This window comes from Vibrio sp. 10N.286.52.C3 (genome assembly GCF_041468865.1).
GTDB classification, from domain to species: domain Bacteria; phylum Pseudomonadota; class Gammaproteobacteria; order Enterobacterales; family Vibrionaceae; genus Vibrio; species Vibrio crassostreae_C.
The window spans coordinates 37,925-57,837 of record NZ_JBFRJM010000020.1 but is presented as its reverse complement, the minus strand read 5'-3'; the positions used below and the strand labels follow the sequence as shown (position 1 = coordinate 57,837).

The window sequence follows — 19,913 nt, the reverse complement described above, 5'->3', positions numbered from 1 at the left end:
CTATGTATCAATAGTTTGACTATAACTAAGCAGTTATGACAATGCGACTTTTAAAGAGATTTATCTTAATCAGTGGCTATTCAAAACAGAGACTTGAATAACATATGGCAGGTAAAGAAAACGGGCTCAGTAGGTGAGCCCGTTTGTCGATAAGTTTATAAGTGACTTAATGGCAGATTACATTGCCGCTTCGAAAATCGCAGAGATTTCTTCGTGGGTCGCTTGTTTAGGATTAGTAAAACCACATGCGTCTTTCAGTGCGTTGTCAGACAGAGTAGGGATATCTTCTAGCTTCGCACCAAGTTGCGCGATACCTGTTGGGATGTTCACGTCATTTGCTAGTTGAACAATTGCTTCGATCGCAGCTTCTGCACCTTGCTCTGGTGACATACCCTCAACGTTAACGCCCATTGCTTTTGCAACATCACGTAGACGCTCAGGACAAACTTGCGCGTTGTAGCGTTGAACGTGTGGTAGCAAGATAGCATTACACACACCGTGTGGAAGATCGTAGAAGCCGCCTAGCTGATGCGCCATCGCATGAACATAACCTAGTGACGCGTTGTTGAACGCCATACCCGCCATGAACTGTGCGTAAGCCATTTGTTCACGTGCTTCAATGTCTTCGCCGTGCGCTACTGCCGTTCTTAGGTGAGCTTGTACAAGTTCAATGGCTTTAATCGCTACAGCGTCTGTAATTGGTGTCGCTGCGATAGAAACGTAAGCTTCGATTGCGTGTGTTAGCGCATCCATACCTGTTGCAGCAGTCAGTGATGCAGGCTTAGCAAGCATTAGTTCAGGATCGTTTACTGAAATAAGCGGTGTTGTGTGCTTGTCAACGATCGCCATTTTAATGTGACGTTCCTCATCAGTGATGATGCAGAAGCGTGTCATTTCTGATGCTGTACCAGCCGTAGTGTTGATAGCGATAAGAGGCATCATTGGCTTTTCAGATTGGTCTACGCCTTCGTAGTCTGCAATCTTGCCGCCGTTAGAAGCAACCAGAGCAATGCCTTTTGCACAGTCGTGTGGAGAACCGCCACCTAGAGAAACAACGAAATCACAATCGTTGTCAGTCAGCAATTCAAGACCATCGTTAACGTTCGTGATGGTTGGGTTTGGTTGAGTGCCATCGAATACAACTGCGTCTACGCCTCGCTGGCTAAGAAGGTCTTGTACCTGCTTAACTACACCAATTTGATTCAAGATCTTATCAGTTACGATCAGACCTTTTTTAAAGCCTTGAGACTGAATACTATCAGCAGCATCCTTCAGACAGCCAGTACCCATGAAGTTGATTGTAGGGATGTAAAATGCAGTAGACATTGGAAAACTCCGTTAATTATGATTTTTAATTTCCTACATGTTGTCGGCATTCAAGTGGTCGACCATTGATCTGGAACAACTTTGAATTCGAACTACCACTTTGTGGCTAGTCGTTGTGATAGGGCTCATATAGCAATCGTTTTCATGGTTTTTGGCTGTGTTGATTGTCAGTAATAGATCGCGATAAATCGACTAAATTAGAGACAGTATGGAGCTCTATAACAATGAAAAATAAGGTTTTTCATTGAAAACTCTTCTAGTTAGGCTGGTGTCGACGTTTTATCTGAGTCATCGCTGCATTCAATTTCAGGTTCTTGTGACTCTTCAGAATCAAGCGTGTCTTCTGACTCCTCGTCATAGTATTTGACAAGAAAAGGGGTAAGCATGACAGACGATGGTAAAAAGTGCTTCATAGTACCTCCCGGTACCTAAGTGTATTTATTGTATGGTATTGGTTTAATATGTGGCAAAATTTGCGATACATCATGACTTGTGGCTTGTTTTCTATAAATTATTAGAACTATATTCAGGCTCACAAAATTGGTAGTAGAATGAACATCTGGTCTTTGAGCCAATGAACAACTAAAGATAAACGCAGCTCAACAGCGTGATTAATAGGAAATAAAATGAAGTACGACTGGATATTCTTTGATGCAGATGAAACCTTGTTCCATTTTGATGCTTATCAGGGAATGAAGCTGATGTTTTCTCGTTTTGGTGTGGACTTCAACGAACAGGATTATTCCTTTTATCAAGAAGTTAACCTACCACTATGGGTAGACTATCAAGATGGTCGCATTACGGCTGATCAACTGAAACACACGCGCTTCGAAAGCTGGGCTGAGAAATTAGAGACAACAACCGCTGCTTTAAACAGTGCATTCTTAACAGCGATGGCGGATATCTGCTCTTTATTACCGGGTGCACAAGAGTTGATGGAGTCTTTAAAAGGCAAAGTGAACATGGGCATCATCACTAACGGTTTTACAGAGCTGCAGTCAATTCGTTTAGAGCGTACAGGAATGACGGATTACTTTGAGCACGTGATAATTTCTGAAGAGGTTGGGGTAGCCAAACCGGATGCCGAGATTTTTGAATATGCGCATAAGCTTGTTGGCTTACCAGCAAAACAACGCGTATTGATGGTCGGAGATAACCCGCATTCAGATATTTTAGGCGGCTTGGATTTTGGTATTGAGACGTGTTGGTTGAACAGCCAAGAGAAAGCAGCACCAGCAGGTATTAACCCTCATTATCAAGTTAAGTCTTTAGCTGACCTGCAAGCTCTGTTATTGGCATAATTGCTTTTAGATTTTTGAGTGAATGATTGATAGCCGAGTGCAGTTATGTGCTCGGCTACTTATTTTTACCTACTGTAAGTTATCGATAGTGGTGCTTAAGTCTATCTTTGCTTTAAGCTCGCTTTGATTACCCAATGACAATAAAGAAAAGGAAGAGGTGTGTTTAAATCTCATCGCCATAGCTGCTACGGCATTGCTGCCATTCTACTTTGGAGCTGCTTAATCGCGCTGTCTCGAAGCGTATCTGAACAACTGGGCCCAATCGGTGGTGCGGCCAGCCTTTACACGGTGAGTGCGCTGTTGTTGATCTGTGTTATGGGTCTACCAAAGCTGTCACGCTTTTCTAAGTCTTATTTGCTGATTGGCGGCACCTTGTTCGTTTGTTATGAGATCTTCTTGGCTCTGGCTTTAGGAATGGCAAACAATAGACATCAAGCCTTGGAAATGGCTGTCATCAACTACTTATGGCCAGCACTGACGGTGTTATTTGCGGTGCTGCTGAGCGACAAGAAAATTAACTGGTTGGTTTACCCAAGTATCTTCTTGGCCTTCTTTGGCGTCGCTTGGAGCATCAGCGGCGATCAGGGGCTTTCTGTTGAACAAATCGCTGCCAATGTTGCTACTAACCCAAAAACTTATTCAATGGCGTTTTTCGGTGCGATTATTTGGGCTGTTTACTGTAACTACACCCAGCGTGTCGCGAAAGGGCAGAATGCGATTGTACTTTTCTTTATCGCTACGGCGATCACTCTGTGGATCAAATACGCATTGAGTAACGAAACCGGCATGGTGATGACAACCAGTGCTGCGATTGACTTAGTGTTGGCAGGCGTGTGTATGGGCGCAGGTTACGCGCTTTGGAATACAGCGATACTTGGCGGCAATATGGTCTTCTTGGCGACCATGTCGTATTTCACGCCTATTTTTGCGACCTTACTGTCTTCTATTATTTTGGGTTTGTCATTGAGCATGACGTTTTGGCAGGGCGTTTGTATGGTAACGATTGGCTCTTTAGCTTGCTGGTGGGTAACCAGAGACAAAAAGCCGACGGTTACGGCGTCGGCTTCTAAAAAGGTTCAATCAGAGTCTTAGTCAGCGAGAGGTTGATTGGTTAGCTCTTGGTTCTTAACTCTCGACTCTTAACTCGCGATATTGAGATTCAATTGAAGCTCATAAGGCATCTTCGATAAGCGTCGCTTAAGTTGGCGGCGCGTACGTTCAATATCATCGACCGCAATCGCTTGTTGGTCGTTGGTATGAATATCAACATTGATTCGTAATTCTGGACCAACCTTAGTCACACCCATCAGCTCCAAATCTTGCTCCGCTTCTTTGTCTACCGCGACAACGTTCTTATCTACCGCATCACAAATATCTTTGTTTGCCGACATCATAAGCAGTTCGCGCATGGCTTCACGTAACATGTCGAAAGGAACTTTGATGAAGTAGAAAGACATTAGCAACATCATCATTGGGTCGGCATACACTGCGTATTCTGCAAGCGGAGAAAAAGTAATTAACCAAGCCGCTACGAAACCCGCTGTTACCGCTACACTCAGTAGCGTATCCATCTGCCACTGCTTAGATTCAGCCTGAATCAGACCTGAAGAAATACGTTTGCTCTTATTCGCGATGTACCACCAAGCGTAACCACAACCCAACACGTTGAAAATACCAAACAGAGTTGCAATAGAAGCATCAACTTCACGGCCACCCGTCATTAGGGCACCAATCGCAGAGTAAAGTGAATAACCAACCACAAGAAGAATCACAACGGCTTTGATGGCAATAACAATCGGTTCGATAATTGCTCGACCAAACGGGAACTCAGTGTCCGAAGGGCGATTGATGTATTTCGAGGCAGCTAGTGACAATAAAGTTAACAGTAAGCTGATAAGAGAATAGACACCGTCAAATACTATGACCAGAGAGCCAACGAGAAGACCCAACACCAATCCGCCAATTGCGAAGCCTGATGCTAAAAGGGCTGAGAACAATAGTACTCGATTTTCGTTTTGGCTTTTCCTGTCACACATAATATTTTCCAGATGTTTTTGATAACTTCATTGTTCTAATAATGAGCTAACTTTACAAACTTTATCTGATGATGTTTATATGTCTTATTTAATTCGAACATATAAATCAATAAAATTCAGTGACTTAAGATCAGGGTGTGGTGTCAATAAAGTTGACGTTGAGTGTTTTTTGGTGATGGTGTGCAACTGAAATAGGATCGTTTATGATTAATAAAACACATTAGTCGCTAAGGTCTTATTGGTCTTCTAGATTTGACTGCGACTGCGATGGACAAGGAGTGAATCAATATGAAGTTTGACGATATCAGTGATAACGAGTTGTGGGTGATTGCTAACCCGATTATGGATAATCTGATGGACGGTTCAACCAAGGTCGATCATGAACAGCACTGTCGAGACTTTACTCAAAGGATGAAAGACATTGTTACGCCGGAATATTTAGAAAAGGTGTGTCACCATTATCAGCACAGTAATGGCTTTTTTGCTGAGCGAGAGCAAGTCGCGCTGTTTAGACGTTCAGACTCCATCGCTTTTGTGTGGAAACAAGCTTACACCATCGCCAAAGGCGAGTTTGTCGCCGAAATGGTATTGGTTGAAGAAGACGGACGCTACTTAGTGGATCACGTGATGGTTTTCTAGAGCAAGACTTAAGTATGGAGTAAAAGTCGTCCGTCTAGAAATCAAACAAATAATCACTAAGCTGGTCGGCCAACCAATTCATTCCTGGGTGCTCTGCCATGCCAGCCGCGGTAAACATACAGTAGTCTTCTTGTGTTAAACCGTAGGTGTGTTTGATCACGGCAAGCTCTTGTTCACGCAGTAAATGGCGAATCAATGGCTCAGGCATTACGCCCCATGCTTCTTCACGTAGAATCGTATCCAACATAAAGTCGAAGCTAGAGAAGCCAATGTAACGACGCGAGAAGGGCTCAAGCTCAGGGTTATCCTTTTCATTAAGATAAACCATGGTTGCTTGCATCGAATTTCTCAGTACTTCATCAGACACTCGTCGCATCGCACTCAAATCATGTCCTTTCTTACATACAGACATCATTCGAATCTTACCAAGCGGGTTGTAGATAATTCTTGGGTCATCGACGCGTTCGTAATCGACACCAAATGCGAAGTCGACTTGCTGAGTTTCAACTAGGTTAGCTAAGTCACCGCTCGATGCGAGAACGAAGTTGAATGAGGTAGAAGGGTACTTGTTATTTAAGGCGTGAGATAAGTCCTGCCACATTTCATCGGGTAGGGAGTCATCTCGTGCTATCCAAATTTCTGCGTTGAATTCGCCCGAAACATGCAAGCAGGTTTGTTTAATACGCGCGGCTGTCACCAACATGCCTTCGCAATCTTTGTAAATCGCTTTACCCGCTTCTGAAAGCTCAACGTGGTTTCCGCTGCGGACGAACAGCTCGACATCTAACTCTTTTTCCAAGGCTTTAATCGACATGCTGAGTTTGGTTCGGTTGCATTCTAACTGGCGTGCAGCTTCAGAAACTGATCCTAAATCAGCAACGGAACAAAAGGCTTGGACTTGAGAAAGGTTCATTTCATTTCCATATTGAGCGGGGGTCGGTGCATATTATCTGAATATTGTGCTGACTATCTTAGAAATAGTCCATCTTTGCATGATAACTCTATGACGAATTGACTAATTTGGTTTACTCTGGGGAAGTTCCGAACCTACAAGAAGTAAAGATGGAGGCCATGATGGCGAAACAATGGGACGAATACGCCGTTGATTGGGATAAAGATCCCGCAACTGCAGTATTCGCACAATCCGTATTTGACCAGTTAACACAGCTCGTTGATTTAAACGGAACCCGTGTCTTTGATTTTGGTTGTGGTACAGGACTACTCAGCCAGAAAATATCTCCTTTAGCAAAAGAGATCATCGCACTTGATATCTCTGAAGGGATGATTGAAGAGTTAGATAAGAAAGAGTTACCTAACGTTGAACCGGTAGTTGATATTTTATCGCGCGGACTTGCAGCGCAGCATCCAGCATTCAGAAACCAGTTTGACCTAGTGGTAGCCTCTTCGGTGTGTGGTTTTATCCCGAACCTACAAGACACAGTCAGTCTGATTTACACGCTGCTTGAAAACGACGGCACGTTTGTACACTGGGATTGGTACTTGGAAAGCGACAATGAAGACTACGGTGTAAGCCAACAGCGCTCAGAAAATGTATTGAGTGCAGCGGGCTTTGCAGTCGTTGAAGTCTCCACACCGTTCTCGATTGACACTCCACAAGGAGAGTTAAAGGTATTAATGGGTGTTGGACGTAAACAAGCGCTTCCAGATCTGTAATCGTGTGTATGCCTTGAGCTAGCATTCAGAATGCTCATTTAAACTACTAAACCCACATTAACGACTCTACCGTCAGTTATGTGGGTTTTCTCTTTTTGGCGCTATCGTTTTAAACAGAACGACTCAGCGCTTTCTCATTTCTTCACTATTAACTCTGGTTTCTCTATTTCTCTGTTTCTCATCTCGCTCATAGAAAACTCAACACCGCTAATTTACAAATCACTTATTTCCATTTTGGAAATATAGTCTTGCATACATTTCATTAGTGGAAATATAGCGGTGAGATATAAAATAAGCCCATAATAACATTAAGGGTTTAATCATGAGCCACCAATCTGCGTCATCTACTTCTTCACCACTTTCAGAGCAACAACAACGCTTTAGCAATATCATTTCAGATGCCAACCTGTCACCAAAACAGAAGTCGAGCTATCTTGCCTTAGAAGCTGAAGCCAGCTTACCGTATATGCCGGTAAGCAAAGAAGTAGAGCAAGCCTTACAACAAGGTGTGCTGTGTGACATGTTTGAAGGGCACGCCCCATTTAAGCCGCGCTATGTACTTCCAGATTATTCTAAATACTTACATCAAGGCTCAGAGTATTTAGAGCTTAGCGCGGCAACCAACTTCGATGAAGCATTGAACATGCTTACCATCCTTTACCACCATGTTCCGTCTGTCACTTCAATTCCGGTTTACCTAGGTCAGTTGGATGATGTGTTGATGCCTTTCGTGGGCGACTTAACAGAAGAGCAGGTATACCAAAAGATTAAGCTGTTCTGGATCATGTTGGATCGCACACTGCCAGACGCCTTTATGCATGTGAATATCGGCCCAACAGACAACATTATCTGCCGTACGATTTTACGTGTAGACGCTGAATTGAAGCAGATCGCGCCAAACTTAACCTTTATGTACGACCCAGCCGTGACACCTGATGATCTACTTCGTCATGCGGCGAGCAACATCTGTGAATGCAGTAAACCACATATTGCAAACTATCCAGCGCATGCCGAGGCTTACGGCGATAAGCGTTTTGGTATTGTGAGCTGCTACAACTCTCTGCCGTTAGCGGGTGGTTCAAACACCTTGGTGCGTATGAACCTTAAGCAAGTGGCGTTGAAGTCTGAGGACAGTGCTGATTTCTTACAACAAGTATTGCCGAACTACAGTGGCATCATGGTTGAGTTGATGAACGCTCGAAGCCGCTTCTTGCATGAAGAGTCTAACTTCTTCGAAGGCTTCTTAACCAAAGAAGGTTTGATCGAAGAGGATCGCTTTGCGCCAATGTTTGGTATTTACGGCATGGCGGAAGCAGTCAACATCTTGTTGGAGAAAGAAGGTCAAGCAGGGCGTTATGGTCACGATGAACTGGCGAATCAGCTTGGTCATCGTATCTCTGAAAAGCTGGCTGAGATCGTTGAACGCTCTGAAGTGAAATATGGATTAGAAGGTAAAGCTCTGCTGCATGCTCAAGGCGGTATTAGCTTAGATGAAGATGTGACGCCGGGTGTCCGTATTCCTTATGGTACCGAACCGGATCCTGTCTCTTACGTTCGTGCAACCGCGGGTCACCATAAGTTCTACACCTCGGGCATCAGTGACATTCTGACCATCGACGAAACAGTGAAATCTAACCCTGAAGCGATGTTTAACCTGTGTAAAGGCGCGATTCAAGCGGGTTACCGAGAGTTCACGGCTAACGTTGCATCAAATGATTTGGTTCGTGTCACGGGTTACATGATTAAGCTATCTGACATTGCCAAATATGACGAGCAAGGCTCACGCACCAATACCACCTTTTTAGGTGCCGAAGCTGCGAAGAACACGGGCATATTAGAGCGTAAACCACGCGTGGCGAGTTTAGAGATGTCGCCGACATACGAATAGCTTTAACGTGCGTGCGTTATGTGTATGGTGCGTTTCGAATACGAACAATGTGAATTATGAAAATTTCTGATCTAACAACTCAAATGGCTAGGGTTAAAAATAATAAGACAGAAAAACAAGCGAAGGTCAGCCGTGTGCTGACCTTTTCTTGTGTTGATGGACCGGGAAATCGCCTAGTGCTGTTTCTACAAGGGTGCAATTTCGATTGTATAACCTGCCATAACCCACACACTATTAATCACTGTAACCATTGCGGAGACTGCATAAGTGGGTGTCCAAGCGGCGCATTAAGCTCTGTAGATGGTAAGGTGAAGTGGGATCCGGTCGCGTGTACCAACTGCGATCAGTGCGTCGATATTTGTGATCATAAGTCGAGCCCCAAAATCACCACGATGACGGTATCCGAGGTACTTGAACTGGTTAGGCATAATCAGTTCTTCCTGAGTGGTATCACCGTTTCAGGTGGTGAGGCGACCATGCAATTGCCGTTTATCATCGAGCTATTTCAAGCGATTAAAAGCGATCCGCAATTGGCACACTTAACGTGTTTTATTGACAGTAACGGCTCGTTGCCTCAACAAGGGTGGGAGCGAGTATTACCTTACCTTGATGGCGCGATGATTGACCTAAAATCATGGCAATCGGAAACACATCAATGGTTAGTGGGTAGAGGTAATCATAGGGTGTTTGAAACCATTAACTACTTAGCAGATAAAGGAAAACTGCACGAAGTTAGGTTGCTACATATCCCAAATAAAAGCGATCTTGAGGACGAAATTGAACAAGTGGGGCGTTACTTGAAGACGCTACCAAGTGATGTTCGAATTCGACTCAATGCGTTTCAGCATCATGGTGTCATTGGCGACGCGTTAGATTGGCCGAAATGCACCGAAAAACAGATGCAGAGCTTTCACGATAAGCTCTACACCATAGTTCAAAGACCGATGCAAACTCCTGAGGTTTATACCTAGTCTTTAGATTTCTTAGGCGGTCAATCAGGCTTCTAAGAACGTTAACTTTCTAAAGATATTAAGTCTCTAAAAATATTAAGCTTCTAAAAACAGGTCACACAACCATTTGATCGCTTGATCATTCATGTTGGGTTTATTCCACACCAAGCTGTACGCCACCTTACCGTAATCAAAAGGCAAGGGCTTGCTCACTAAGCCCTGAGCTTGTTTAGCATGCTCAGCCCACTGTTTAGAGCAAGTGAACAGGAAAGGTGTGTGGTGACACAACACAGCCGCAGCGCCGAAGTCCGCGACCGATATTGCCATCTCTCTTGGTTGGTGGCATTGAACCAAGTTTTGTTCAAAGTAAGGCTGAGACAGTTCGTTATCTAAAATCCCAATGTGCTTGTAATCTAAGTAGCCTTCTACCGTCAGTTCTTGCTGAGCGAGAGGGTGGTGTGCGCCCATCAAACAAACCATTTCATCTGGAAGAATTGTTTCCCAAACCAGCTCTTTGTTATCGGTCGGCGGCTGAGATATATCATGAGGCAACAAGATCAAATTGACCTTGCCACTGAGTAAAGCATCGAAGCCGAGCTGTTGTTTCGAATAGATGTTGAGCTTCGCGCTTGGCGCGAGCTCAGTGGTAATTTTACTGATCTTTGAGGCAAATACTTCGAAAGTACTTTCACGCATCGAAAGTGAAAAACTGCCTTGGTACTCTTGAGGGGTAAAACTCTTTTGATGAAGCAGTCCATTCATGCTTGAAAGAATTGCGTGAACAGTGGGCGCTATCTTCAGAGCAAAGGGAGTCGGGATAAGCTTGGTACCATCTCGATAGAAAAGCTCATCATTCAGGATGTCACGCAACTGAGACAGGGTTTTGCTTACACTCGAAGGGCTGACACAGAGTTGCTCTGAGGTCTGAGTGACGCTGTGAGTGTTCAGCATAATATGCAGCGCAGTGAGGTGCTTAAGGCTCACCCTAGATAAGTGTAAGTAATCCATTTATGACTCACGCATTCAGGTTGGCTTGTGATTTTGCATGAACGACAAAACCGAACAAGCCAAATTGGATAAAGGTTATTTACGAGCTAGCTTATGGTGCGCTCTTGAAAAGTGGCCTGCGCAAAATGCGCCCACAATCGATAGTTCACCCGCTAAACACAGTACAGCACAAACTTCAGCGAGTGCTTGTGATTTACCGTTACCATGCAGCCCAAGTAAATCTAAACAGGCTTTTTGACTTGGCAAGCCGGTACCACCGCCGACAGTCCCAACCATTAAGTTAGGCAGTGTCACGCTAGCGTATAAACCGCCTTCTTTGTTGAGTTCCATACGCGTCATACCAATCGCTGACTCAGCGACACAGGCCGCGTCTTGGCCACAAGCGATATAGAGTGCCGCCAACGCATTCGCATAATGGGCATTGATACCGATAGTACCACTCAAAGCGCCACCGACTGTGGTCATTTGGCCAAACTGGACCATCTTCTCTGGTGTCGTGTGTAGGTACTTCGCGACAAGCTCTGCAGGGATATTAACCTCAGCAGTTACCTTTTTGCCACGAACGCTGCGCAAGGTTTGGGTATTGGCTTTCTTATCGCCTGACAAGTTGCCATCAAGGAAAGCGTGGTCAGGCTTAACTGGCGTATTTTCGATGATGTACTCAAACACGGCATTGGTTGCGATGGTCACCATATTCTGACCAGAAGCGTCTCCGGTTAGAAATTCGAACACCAAGTAAACATGGTTACCTTCGATGTTGATATTAATGTCGGTCAGCTTGCCGTGTGATGTTGTTGATTCTGCCAAGATCTTGAACTGGTCATACTGAGTCACAGCCCAAGCCACAAACTGTCCGGCTTCAACTAATCCTTGAAATGCAAAGCCAGGAGTACGTGTTACGCCTTCATTGAGCAACATAGCACTTGCGCCACCACAAGCCGTAATCAGCTTAGAACCACGGTTATAAGACGCGACAAGCGCAGCTTCTGTGGTCGCGAGTGGTACGAGGTAATCGCCCGTAGCAAATAGGCCATTGACTCTTAAAGGGCCAGATATTCCCACAGGGACTTTAACGGTGCCAATAAAGTGCTCAATGTTTTTCTCATAAGCTTGGAACTGACTTTGTGTATGAGGGTCGAGCAGTTCTTGCTGTGAATCTGCATTATCGAGCGCTGTCCAGCGACGTGTGAGATTCTTTTCTGTCAGGTAGGGGCTATGTGTCAGCTTATTTACTGGCTTTTCAAAATGAGGCTGAAGTTTTTTTTCTAATTCGTCTGCGGAGATGTCGCCTCCTAAAATAGAAACATAGTCACGGCGATGCAGATTTAGTTTTGGCATAAATAGTATGAAGTAAAGTTTGTGCAGCAAATTGGTTTGCGCTGATTCTACCGAGTAATAAACCAGAAACAAGCGCCTGATATAATGAGTTACAGTTTGTGTTGTTGTTGAAGCAAAAAGCAGCGAAGTTTCGCGAAATATAGGCTGTATTTGAGCGAAATTTAGATATGAATGTCGAGAAGGCTACCGATGGCTTCGTTTTGACGATCAACCACACTTGCACCAACGCGGTTATAACTTGCGCTTTGTGTCAGTTTAATCAAGGAATCGGTTGAAGATGAAGCAGGTTCAGGTTCTTTGTCTTTAAAGGAAATGGCTTGTTCAGGCTCTATTTGATTAAAGCTGAGATCGCTAGCTTCGAAAGTGTCGTCGGATTCTAGAGCGTGTTTGGAGGCTTGGTTGAGCTCGATTGCGGCTTCTTCAGCCATGTTGGTGGATTGCTGAATAATGGCGTAACCAGATTGAATACCAGATATCGACATATCAGAACCTTTTATTGACGTATGAAATGAGTCTAGGCGGACGATATTTTGAGCGCAATGGTGAACAGATGAAATTTACGGTGAAAATGTGAACTTAAGCTAAAATAGTGATGTCTGTCTATTAACTGAACAGGTCATTTAGCGCGTTTAATTCTTCATCAGTAAGCAAAGAAGGCTTCTCTGTTTCAAGGTTGCCGTCGATCTCACCCTGAAGTGCTTTTAATTGTTGTGGGCTAAGAAGCTGTATTTGCTGCTTAAATGCTTCAAATTGCTGTGTATTCATAGTGTGACCTTTGTTCAAATCAATATGCTCTTTAGAGCATAGTCTACTGATTCAGGAAATCAAACAAGATTAAGTGAATTTTAAATGATGTTTGAAGTTTCTTGAAACTAAGACAACTATAAATTCCTGTGGTCGTTTTTTGTCCGAGAAATGTTAGGAAAAGTTAAGGCTTGGTCAATCAAAGTCAGAAAATTCCTACAATGTAAAAACGCCTTCAACCTTTGTGGCACAAGGGTAGGTAAGTAATTTCTCTACCCAATTAGGGGTATGGGTAAAGCAATGTATAAATATTTGCGATGATCAAAAGATAAGCAATTGGCGTTATCTTTTTGTTTTTACGGTATTTTGTTTGTTGCTCAAGAAGCTTCTGTTTCAAACGACTTGTCGATCTTAACCTTAACTGCAAACTTGGTCGCTAAGGTATGCAGTTCTGGAAGCATACGATAGATCAAATGGAGCTGTTGTAGAACCATTTTGACAGAATTCTCATCTTCTTCTCGCCATTCACTCAAACGTTTATCCAGCTCCGGGTCATAAGCGTTTTTCACTTCACAATGCTCTTTATGAGAATAGAGCTGATCATTTAGAGCGTCGAGATGCTGGTGGATTACTCTGTGCGCATCTAGCACCAGTTTGTGTGTCGCTTCATCATCAATACGCGTTCTGTGAGCACCCAGAGCCGAGATATAGCTAAGCAGAGCATGATTGAGTGTTAAGAATCGGAAGCTCTCATCTTCAGAGGTACGGTACTTACCCGGTTCAACCAACATGCTACTGATGGCGGCAGTCAGGTTTGCGTCATTATTATGAGCGCTACGACGAGCGATACGATAGTTTAGGCTATCTTTCTTACCGACACGGTATTGGCCGATGATCTGAGCGAGATAGTTCTTGTTGGAATCGAGCGCATCCGCCATCACTTTGTGCAGTCGCTTCGATTGCCAATCAGGCAACACATAAATGACAGCAAGCACGGCGAGAGCACAACCAATAAAGGTATCCGCTAACCTTGGCAATACTACCGCGTAGCCTTCACCTAATTGGTTAAAGCAGAAGAGCACAAGCAGTGTGATAAAGCCGGTCGCAAACCCGTAGTTATTGATTCGAAACGCAAAGAACATCACGCCACTGATCACAATGAACACTAATTGGCTCTCTTGCGACGGGAAGAAAGTCAGTAACGGTACTCCGATCAATAAGCCTGCGACCGTGCCAATGACACGCGCCGTCAGTTTTTGACGGGTTGCACTGTAGTTTGGCTGACACACAAACAGTGTCGTCAGTAGAATCCAATAACCTCGTTCGATATCAAAACCCTGGATAATCCCGTAGCCCACCGTCAAAGTGATCGCCATGCGAATCGCGTGGCGGAATAGCATAGAATCGGTGTGCAAGTTAGCTTTGATCTTGTGCCACATTGCCGTCAAAGTATGAGGGTTGGTATCGTCCAATACACCTTCTTCAATCTTCTCTGCATCTGGGTTGCTGATATTCGAGAGCTGTTTTTCAACGGTTGCTAGGTTATTGAATAAGTAATCCAACTGGTTCAGCAGTGATTTCCATTTAGGATTATTCTGTTGGTGCAGATGATTGAGCGAAGACATCAGCTCATCAAGTGCTAATACAGACTTGTCACCATGCTGGTATTCAGCGCCAACTTTCAATGAGCTCGCTACTTCTTTACAAGCTGTTGCCTGCGCTTCCAGTAGATACTTAAATCGAAACAACACGTCAGAGCGTTCAAAGTGTTTTGCTAGCTCTTGATAACGATAATGGCTTGAGCTTACGCGTTCATGAATATCTTGTGCGATAAAGTAGGTGTTAAGAAATCGGTCACTAGGGCCGTCAATGTGTCCGCGCTTAGAGCGGTTAAGTAGCGTCGCCTTACACATGTTGAGTGCGTTAACGGTACTCGCGTTGAGTTTGGCTTCAATGATTCGGTGTGGCTGGGGAATCAAGTCTGAAACGGGGTAGAAGAGTTCCGCTTTTGAATCGATGTAATTACCGATTTGATCGAATACCGTGGCTAGGTTTTGCTGCACAGGTTGCATTGGCCACACTATCTGCCAAATCATCGACATGAAGTAGTACCAAGCGGCGCCAGTTAACAGTAGAAGCGGTTGAAACCAAAGGTTGGTGCTCTCGTGTGCACCAAGCATGGTATAGATGGCAACTAAGAGAGAGCCAAATGCGATACTCGCGTATTTAGGGCCAATTGCCCCGAGAATGATAAAAGAGAAGGTTGAAACAAAAAGCCCGATCGCGAACAGCCAAGGCGTATCGAAGAGAAGTTCAATAGAGAAAGCCGCAACGGCGAAACAGATAAAGGTCAGCGTGAGTGCTTTCAAGCGTCCGGTAAAGCTGTCATCACTTTCCGCAAGAGCCGCAGCAATAACGCCTAAGATCAAAGGCGTGATCAGTGTGTTTTGTTCATAATACCAAGCAGGCACCACCACGCCGAGCAGAGTGATGAGAATTAATACGCTGTAATTTATGGTTTTATTCGCCCAATAGAGGCGTAATTTGGCTGAAAAGTCCACAGTCGCTCACTTGACACACTAAAAACCATAATCCTAACAGAAATCAAGCACAAGAATTTGATACTTATCCATAATTGCCCGTAGGTGGTCATGAAAGCGTCGATAAGATATGAGATATTATTAATTCTCATTGCATCATGATATAAATTCAATATTTCCAATTAAGAGCACACTCCAATGCAGCTAAGCGCTAACAAGACTGCACAGTTTTTTATTCAAAATGAATATCATCAGGTTGAACTTGATGGTCCACGCTTGCTGTTATCTTCAGTAGGCAGTGAAGAGCGTATCCCATTTACTATTTGGAGTGGCAAGATCGCGATAAAGCGCGGATTGTTCTGGGGATCGCTACAATTTTTTGCTAATCAACAAGATGGAACACAGCGCAGTTGGTTAGTACAAGGCTTACCTTGGGATCAATGCCGTCAATTTGCACGCGCGTCAGTTAGTGCTTATCAGAAGTGGCACGACACTCAATGTGAACAATTGGCTGAACACGTACCTCAGTGGGAAGCTGAATTAACACGTCTTGAGCAATTACCAGCCTTTCTACCGCATTCTAAGGTCAACACTTGGGTTGATATGGTCAACTCAGGCTTAGAGAGTATGACAATGACGCTAGAAGAGGCCGCACAACGCATGCCAAACCGCATCGCAAGAATGCAGCCATGGTTATCTGAAACGGAAATCAAGCAAGCTGAAAGAAACCAGCAATGGCTAGAGACCGAGCGAAAAAACTGGGAAGTGTTGTTTGCGCAATGTGAGTCGTCACCACTGAACTTATCGCAGCAATATGCGGTGTTGATGAATGATGATCACAACCTTATTTTAGCGGGTGCAGGCTCGGGTAAAACCAGTGTTCTAACGGCTCGCGTCGCGTATTTACTGCAAAGCCATCAAGCTCAAGCTGAAGAGTTGCTATTGCTCGCTTTTGGTCGTGAAGCGGCAGAAGAGATGAAGCAACGTCTCGACAGCAAAATTGGTTTATCAGCAGAGAAGGTGCAAGTCAGCACTTTCCACCAGTTGGGTTTAAAGATACTGAATCAAGTTGAACCCGAACGTGTGGTTATTTCTCCTTTAGCGCTCGATGACAACCAACGCCAAGCATGGTGCATTGATTGGTTGAAGAAGCACTGGATGACACCGACCAACTTTAAACGTTGGCAAAAGCATTTGTCTAAATGGCCAATCGCTTATTTAACCGGTGACGATGAGCTTGGTAGCCACGTTTCAAACCTCAAATTGATCGGTTGGCTTGAAAAGCAGCTAGAACAGTTGAATGCGTCGGGTTTAACCAAAAAAGAAGTACAGCAACAGCTGATTGATCACCGAGACTATGCGCGCCTCAACAGCGAGCTTTCACTGTGTTGGCCATGTGTAACCGCGTGGCAAAAGGAGCTGAAAGAACAGAATCATATCGACTTCTCAATCATGATCAGCCGAGCGACTCAGTATGTCGAGAAGGGCAAGTTTATCTCACCTTGGAAGTTCATCATGATCGATGAATACCAAGATATCTCACCTGATCGTCTTGCCTTGGTTGAAGCACTGTGTAATCAGTCTAAAGCCGAGCATCAAGCCTCTATTTTTGCAGTAGGCGATGACTGGCAGTCGATTTACCAGTTTGCAGGTGCGGATGTGGATTTGACCACGGGCTTTAAGGATCGTTTTGAAAGTTCGACCATTCATCACCTAGATACGACTTACCGCTTTAACAATCAGTTAGGTGCGGTGGCTAATCGCTTTGTACAAGAAAACCCAATTCAGATTCCGAAAGAACTGAACAGCTTCAAGCAACAGAAGCAGAAGGCGGTGTACAGTGCGCCAAGTAAAGAAGTTGAGAAGACTCTTGATCAACTGAACCGTCAATCCAAAGGCAAAACCAATAAATCGGTGCTGCTACTTGGACGTAATCATTACCACAAGCCAGAGTTGTTGGAAGACTGGAAGAAGATCTTCACTTCCATTGATATCAAGTTCATGACTTGCCACGGCAGTAAAGGTAAAGAGGCGGACTTTGTCATTATTCTTTGTGTTGACGAAGGACAGTTCCCGACCAAGAAGAAACAGCTGCATATTGATGGCGCATTGACTGAATCATCAGACGCGTTCCCTTATGCTGAAGAGCGTCGTTTATTCTATGTAGCAATGACGCGGGCAAAAGAGAAAGTATGGATCACGCACAGTGGCGACGGCTCTGGCTTTGTGCAGGAGCTGCATGGTTCTGATTACCCAGTTGTTCGTAAAAAGTGATGTTACTTGACTTGATTGTCTAAGATTAGATCTTCAATCCCTGCCCTAATATCACAAGGCAGACGCATAAAGCATAAGGAATTTGCTATGGAACACGGCTCTATTAACTACATTGAATTTGCTGCGAAAGACATCGCCGCAACTAAGGCATTTTTCAGTCAAGTGTTTGGTTGGAGCTTTGAAGACTATGGCCCTGAGTATTCTGCGTTTGAAGGCAAAGGCTTAATGGGCGGCTTCTATTTGGCGGATCTGGCGTCGAATACGGATAATGGCGCGGCGCTGATGGTTTTTTATAGCCAAGATCTTGAGCAAACCGAGCGCGATGTAATTGATGCTGGTGGTCAGATAAACCGTGAGATCTTTAGCTTTCCCGGCGGCAGACGTTTCCATTTCAGAGAGCCAAGTGGCAACGAGATGGCAGTGTGGAGCGATAAATAGAGAGACTCTCGCACTGTTTTATGATTGAACTGTTTAATGTCTGAAAACGAGACATAAAAAAGCCTGCGATAAAATGCAGGCTTTTTAGTCTGTTCAGTAGAGAGCACATTTAACGTGCGATTACGTGCGCTCAGCTAGGTACGCTTCGTAGTCTGGGATCTCGATGATTACTTCTTCTTCAAGCAGTGAAGAGTTAAACAAGAAATTAGCGGTAGCGCGGTTAGTGGCCACAGGAATGTTCCAAACACTTGCGATACGAAGCAGTGCTTTTACGTCTGGGTCATGTGGTACAGCATTAAGTGGATCCCAGAAGAAAATCAGCATATCGATCTTGCCTTCAGAGATAAGCGCGCCAAGTTGTTGGTCACCGCCCATAGGGCCGCTGATCATGCTCTTGATTGCTAAGTCTGTCTCTTTACTTAGTAAAGAACCAGTCGTGCCCGTTGCGTAAAGGAAGTGCTTTTGTAGTTTTTCTTTGTTCTCTTTGACCCATCTTAGTAGCTCAGGTTTGAAGTGGTCATGAGCGACCAAAGCGATATGCTTATGTGTTGGCATAGTGCGCGTCGTTTTTTGCATGAATGTTCCCTAAATTGTTGTTTCGTTTTTATTGTTTTGAGTTCTTCAGCCAATATAGCACTAAGGATTCACACTGAATACCGGACGAAACTCAGAAGGTGACAATGAGTCGGCGATAATTTGATCTTTGAGAGTTGCAGGTGTCAGCGCTTCGATAATCGGTGCGCTGTGTTGCTCGTAAGGTTGACCGCGTAAGTAACTCGTGGCTTGTTTTACCGACAAGCGACCTTGCTCAACCATTTTATCGGTTGGCGCAAAAAGTACCTTGTTACGAAGTAAACCACGGTAGGTTCCGTGACTTAAGTAACTCGAAATTAACCCAATCTCTTCGGTTTTATCGGCCGCTCGTAGCTCACTGATCGCTGCTTCAATCGCGACGGCACTTCCGACTATATATTGGATATCCGGCTCCTCGATCACCTGTTGTACTAGGTTTCTTTGCAGTTCTTTATCGTTATCTGCCCAATAGCTGATCGCGATTTTGATATCACTCGACTTGATCGCATCATAAAACCCCAGTGCCACAGGCTTAGTGCCGCCACTTGCTTGTGGACCAAGTAACAGGGCGATAGGTGTTTCGCCTGATCCTTTCGGGTGTCGTTTCGACAAAAAATCTCCGACTTGGTATCCCATTTGGTACCAATCGACACCGACCGTACCTTTTAATACCTTCTGTTGTTCTTCATTGACGGTTAACTCATTTACCGTAGCAAACACAGGCGTCGAGCCAACCCAATCGCTGAGATTGTCATGATACGCATCGGGTGAAACCGTACCTAAAATAATGGCATCGGCTCCCCATTGCGTGCAAAGCACCAGTTGCGAGGCTTGTTTGGCCACGTTGGGGTAACCGCCAGCTTCCAATACTCTTAGCTCAACTTGCTGCTTTTCTGCTTCAGAGATCATTCCATAGTTTACCGACAACCAATAAGAGTCTTTGAGGTGCGGATAAATGGCACAGATTTTCTCTTTTTGTGATGTGGCATTGGCGGGTTTTATTGGGCTCAAAGGCTCACTAGCACCTGCGACAGTAGTCACTGAGGCCAGTAGTGAGAGAAGAATTATTGAAGCGAAAGGTCTAGATAGCATGAATTGCCGTTTTGTTGGTTTTAGATAAGAAACACTGCAAAATATAGCGTATTCTGCATGGGTAAAGAAGAACGTTTTAAGGTTTAGAGTTT

General features: G+C 44.5%; 19 protein-coding genes. 8 read left to right on the top strand and 11 right to left on the bottom strand.

The annotated features are described in order from the left end of the window. Positions 1-177: 177 nt before the first annotated feature. Positions 178-1,326, bottom strand: coding sequence for an L-threonine dehydrogenase (gene yiaY, locus AB4138_RS08820; protein ID WP_017069430.1), 1,149 nt, complete (start codon positions 1,324-1,326; stop codon positions 178-180). A gap of 260 nt (positions 1,327-1,586) precedes the next feature. After that, positions 1,587-1,739: a hypothetical protein gene (locus AB4138_RS08815; RefSeq protein WP_017060903.1), complete on the bottom strand. Its 153-nt coding sequence runs from the start codon at positions 1,737-1,739 to the stop codon at positions 1,587-1,589. Between the two features lie 213 nt (positions 1,740-1,952). Here AB4138_RS08815 and yjjG point away from each other — a divergent pair, with 213 nt between their 5' ends. Further along, positions 1,953-2,627 (top strand): pyrimidine 5'-nucleotidase, encoded by a 675-nt coding sequence (yjjG, locus tag AB4138_RS08810; RefSeq protein WP_372305688.1) that lies wholly within the window; start codon positions 1,953-1,955, stop codon positions 2,625-2,627. A 159-nt stretch (positions 2,628-2,786) separates the two neighbouring features. Then, a complete protein-coding gene (gene yddG, locus AB4138_RS08805) occupies positions 2,787-3,719 on the top strand; it encodes an aromatic amino acid DMT transporter YddG (protein WP_372305685.1) in 933 nt (310 codons plus the stop codon). 47 nt (positions 3,720-3,766) lie between these two features. Here the strand turns inward: yddG and AB4138_RS08800 are convergent, their stop codons facing one another. After that, complete coding sequence (locus AB4138_RS08800) at positions 3,767-4,663, bottom strand: cation diffusion facilitator family transporter (protein ID WP_017064786.1); 897 nt, start codon at positions 4,661-4,663, stop codon at positions 3,767-3,769. Positions 4,664-4,951: 288 nt separating this feature from the next. On the opposite strand from AB4138_RS08800, the gene AB4138_RS08795 reads away from it, so the two are divergent. Continuing rightward, positions 4,952-5,302 (top strand): hypothetical protein, encoded by a 351-nt coding sequence (locus AB4138_RS08795; protein ID WP_052880051.1) that lies wholly within the window; start codon positions 4,952-4,954, stop codon positions 5,300-5,302. Between the two features lie 34 nt (positions 5,303-5,336). Here AB4138_RS08795 and AB4138_RS08790 read toward each other — a convergent pair whose 3' ends face one another. Then, positions 5,337-6,215, bottom strand: coding sequence for a LysR family transcriptional regulator (locus AB4138_RS08790; protein WP_016797108.1), 879 nt, complete (start codon positions 6,213-6,215; stop codon positions 5,337-5,339). Between the two features lie 161 nt (positions 6,216-6,376). Here AB4138_RS08790 and AB4138_RS08785 point away from each other — a divergent pair, with 161 nt between their 5' ends. The 3 genes from AB4138_RS08785 to AB4138_RS08775 all read left to right on the top strand — a co-directional run bounded on the left by AB4138_RS08785 (position 6,377) and on the right by AB4138_RS08775 (position 9,835). Further along, positions 6,377-6,976 (top strand): class I SAM-dependent methyltransferase, encoded by a 600-nt coding sequence (locus AB4138_RS08785; protein WP_372305682.1) that lies wholly within the window; start codon positions 6,377-6,379, stop codon positions 6,974-6,976. A 322-nt stretch (positions 6,977-7,298) separates the two neighbouring features. Beyond that, on the top strand, positions 7,299-8,864 hold the full coding sequence (locus AB4138_RS08780; RefSeq protein ID WP_372305679.1) for a YjjI family glycine radical enzyme: 1,566 nt from the start codon (positions 7,299-7,301) through the stop codon (positions 8,862-8,864). 56 nt (positions 8,865-8,920) lie between these two features. Further along, positions 8,921-9,835 (top strand): YjjW family glycine radical enzyme activase, encoded by a 915-nt coding sequence (locus AB4138_RS08775; RefSeq protein ID WP_372305676.1) that lies wholly within the window; start codon positions 8,921-8,923, stop codon positions 9,833-9,835. 75 nt (positions 9,836-9,910) lie between these two features. On the opposite strand, the gene AB4138_RS08770 is transcribed toward AB4138_RS08775, so the two are convergent. From AB4138_RS08770 to yccS, 5 genes are all read right to left on the bottom strand, one after another. Further along, positions 9,911-10,822 carry a LysR family transcriptional regulator gene (locus AB4138_RS08770; protein ID WP_065584590.1) on the bottom strand — a complete coding sequence of 304 codons (912 nt, stop codon included), beginning with the start codon at positions 10,820-10,822 and terminating at the stop codon, positions 9,911-9,913. 75 nt (positions 10,823-10,897) lie between these two features. Beyond that, positions 10,898-12,160 (bottom strand): hydroxymethylglutaryl-CoA reductase, encoded by a 1,263-nt coding sequence (locus tag AB4138_RS08765; protein ID WP_372305672.1) that lies wholly within the window; start codon positions 12,158-12,160, stop codon positions 10,898-10,900. Positions 12,161-12,321: 161 nt separating this feature from the next. Beyond that, complete coding sequence (locus AB4138_RS08760; RefSeq protein ID WP_017060893.1) at positions 12,322-12,642, bottom strand: hypothetical protein; 321 nt, start codon at positions 12,640-12,642, stop codon at positions 12,322-12,324. 121 nt (positions 12,643-12,763) lie between these two features. Beyond that, positions 12,764-12,949: a hypothetical protein gene (locus AB4138_RS08755; protein WP_029235859.1), complete on the bottom strand. Its 186-nt coding sequence runs from the start codon at positions 12,947-12,949 to the stop codon at positions 12,764-12,766. A 332-nt stretch (positions 12,950-13,281) separates the two neighbouring features. After that, the gene (yccS, locus tag AB4138_RS08750) at positions 13,282-15,465 is read right to left on the bottom strand and encodes a YccS family putative transporter (RefSeq protein WP_372305669.1); all 2,184 of its coding nucleotides are present in this window, start codon (positions 15,463-15,465) and stop codon (positions 13,282-13,284) included. 177 nt (positions 15,466-15,642) lie between these two features. Between yccS and helD the strand changes: the two genes are divergently transcribed. Beyond that, a complete protein-coding gene (helD, locus tag AB4138_RS08745) occupies positions 15,643-17,718 on the top strand; it encodes a DNA helicase IV (protein WP_372305666.1) in 2,076 nt (691 codons plus the stop codon). A gap of 87 nt (positions 17,719-17,805) precedes the next feature. Further along, the gene (locus AB4138_RS08740; RefSeq protein ID WP_017071128.1) at positions 17,806-18,156 is read left to right on the top strand and encodes a VOC family protein; all 351 of its coding nucleotides are present in this window, start codon (positions 17,806-17,808) and stop codon (positions 18,154-18,156) included. A 120-nt stretch (positions 18,157-18,276) separates the two neighbouring features. On the opposite strand, the gene AB4138_RS08735 is transcribed toward AB4138_RS08740, so the two are convergent. Both AB4138_RS08735 and torT read right to left on the bottom strand, forming a co-directional pair. Continuing rightward, complete coding sequence (locus tag AB4138_RS08735; RefSeq protein ID WP_017060888.1) at positions 18,277-18,732, bottom strand: methylglyoxal synthase; 456 nt, start codon at positions 18,730-18,732, stop codon at positions 18,277-18,279. A 60-nt stretch (positions 18,733-18,792) separates the two neighbouring features. Beyond that, entirely contained in the window at positions 18,793-19,821 is a 1,029-nt protein-coding gene (torT, locus tag AB4138_RS08730) for a TMAO reductase system periplasmic protein TorT (protein ID WP_029235253.1), read from the bottom strand. Between the last annotated feature and the right edge of the window lie 92 nt (positions 19,822-19,913).

Bases quoted from the DNA above. Each gene is read 5' to 3' on its own strand.
- yiaY (WP_017069430.1), bottom strand. From the start codon at position 1,326: ATGTCTACTGCATTTTACATCCCTACAATCAACTTCATGGGTACTGGC.
- AB4138_RS08815 (WP_017060903.1), bottom strand. From the start codon at position 1,739: ATGAAGCACTTTTTACCATCGTCTGTCATGCTTACCCCTTTTCTTGTC.
- yjjG (WP_372305688.1), top strand. From the start codon at position 1,953: ATGAAGTACGACTGGATATTCTTTGATGCAGATGAAACCTTGTTCCAT.
- AB4138_RS08800 (WP_017064786.1), bottom strand. From the start codon at position 4,663: ATGTGTGACAGGAAAAGCCAAAACGAAAATCGAGTACTATTGTTCTCA.
- AB4138_RS08795 (WP_052880051.1), top strand. From the start codon at position 4,952: ATGAAGTTTGACGATATCAGTGATAACGAGTTGTGGGTGATTGCTAAC.
- AB4138_RS08790 (WP_016797108.1), bottom strand. From the start codon at position 6,215: ATGAACCTTTCTCAAGTCCAAGCCTTTTGTTCCGTTGCTGATTTAGGA.
- AB4138_RS08785 (WP_372305682.1), top strand. From the start codon at position 6,377: ATGGCGAAACAATGGGACGAATACGCCGTTGATTGGGATAAAGATCCC.
- AB4138_RS08780 (WP_372305679.1), top strand. From the start codon at position 7,299: ATGAGCCACCAATCTGCGTCATCTACTTCTTCACCACTTTCAGAGCAA.
- AB4138_RS08775 (WP_372305676.1), top strand. From the start codon at position 8,921: ATGAAAATTTCTGATCTAACAACTCAAATGGCTAGGGTTAAAAATAAT.
- AB4138_RS08770 (WP_065584590.1), bottom strand. From the start codon at position 10,822: ATGGATTACTTACACTTATCTAGGGTGAGCCTTAAGCACCTCACTGCG.
- AB4138_RS08765 (WP_372305672.1), bottom strand. From the start codon at position 12,160: ATGCCAAAACTAAATCTGCATCGCCGTGACTATGTTTCTATTTTAGGA.
- AB4138_RS08760 (WP_017060893.1), bottom strand. From the start codon at position 12,642: ATGTCGATATCTGGTATTCAATCTGGTTACGCCATTATTCAGCAATCC.
- helD (WP_372305666.1), top strand. From the start codon at position 15,643: ATGCAGCTAAGCGCTAACAAGACTGCACAGTTTTTTATTCAAAATGAA.
- AB4138_RS08740 (WP_017071128.1), top strand. From the start codon at position 17,806: ATGGAACACGGCTCTATTAACTACATTGAATTTGCTGCGAAAGACATC.
- AB4138_RS08735 (WP_017060888.1), bottom strand. From the start codon at position 18,732: ATGCAAAAAACGACGCGCACTATGCCAACACATAAGCATATCGCTTTG.
- torT (WP_029235253.1), bottom strand. From the start codon at position 19,821: ATGCTATCTAGACCTTTCGCTTCAATAATTCTTCTCTCACTACTGGCC.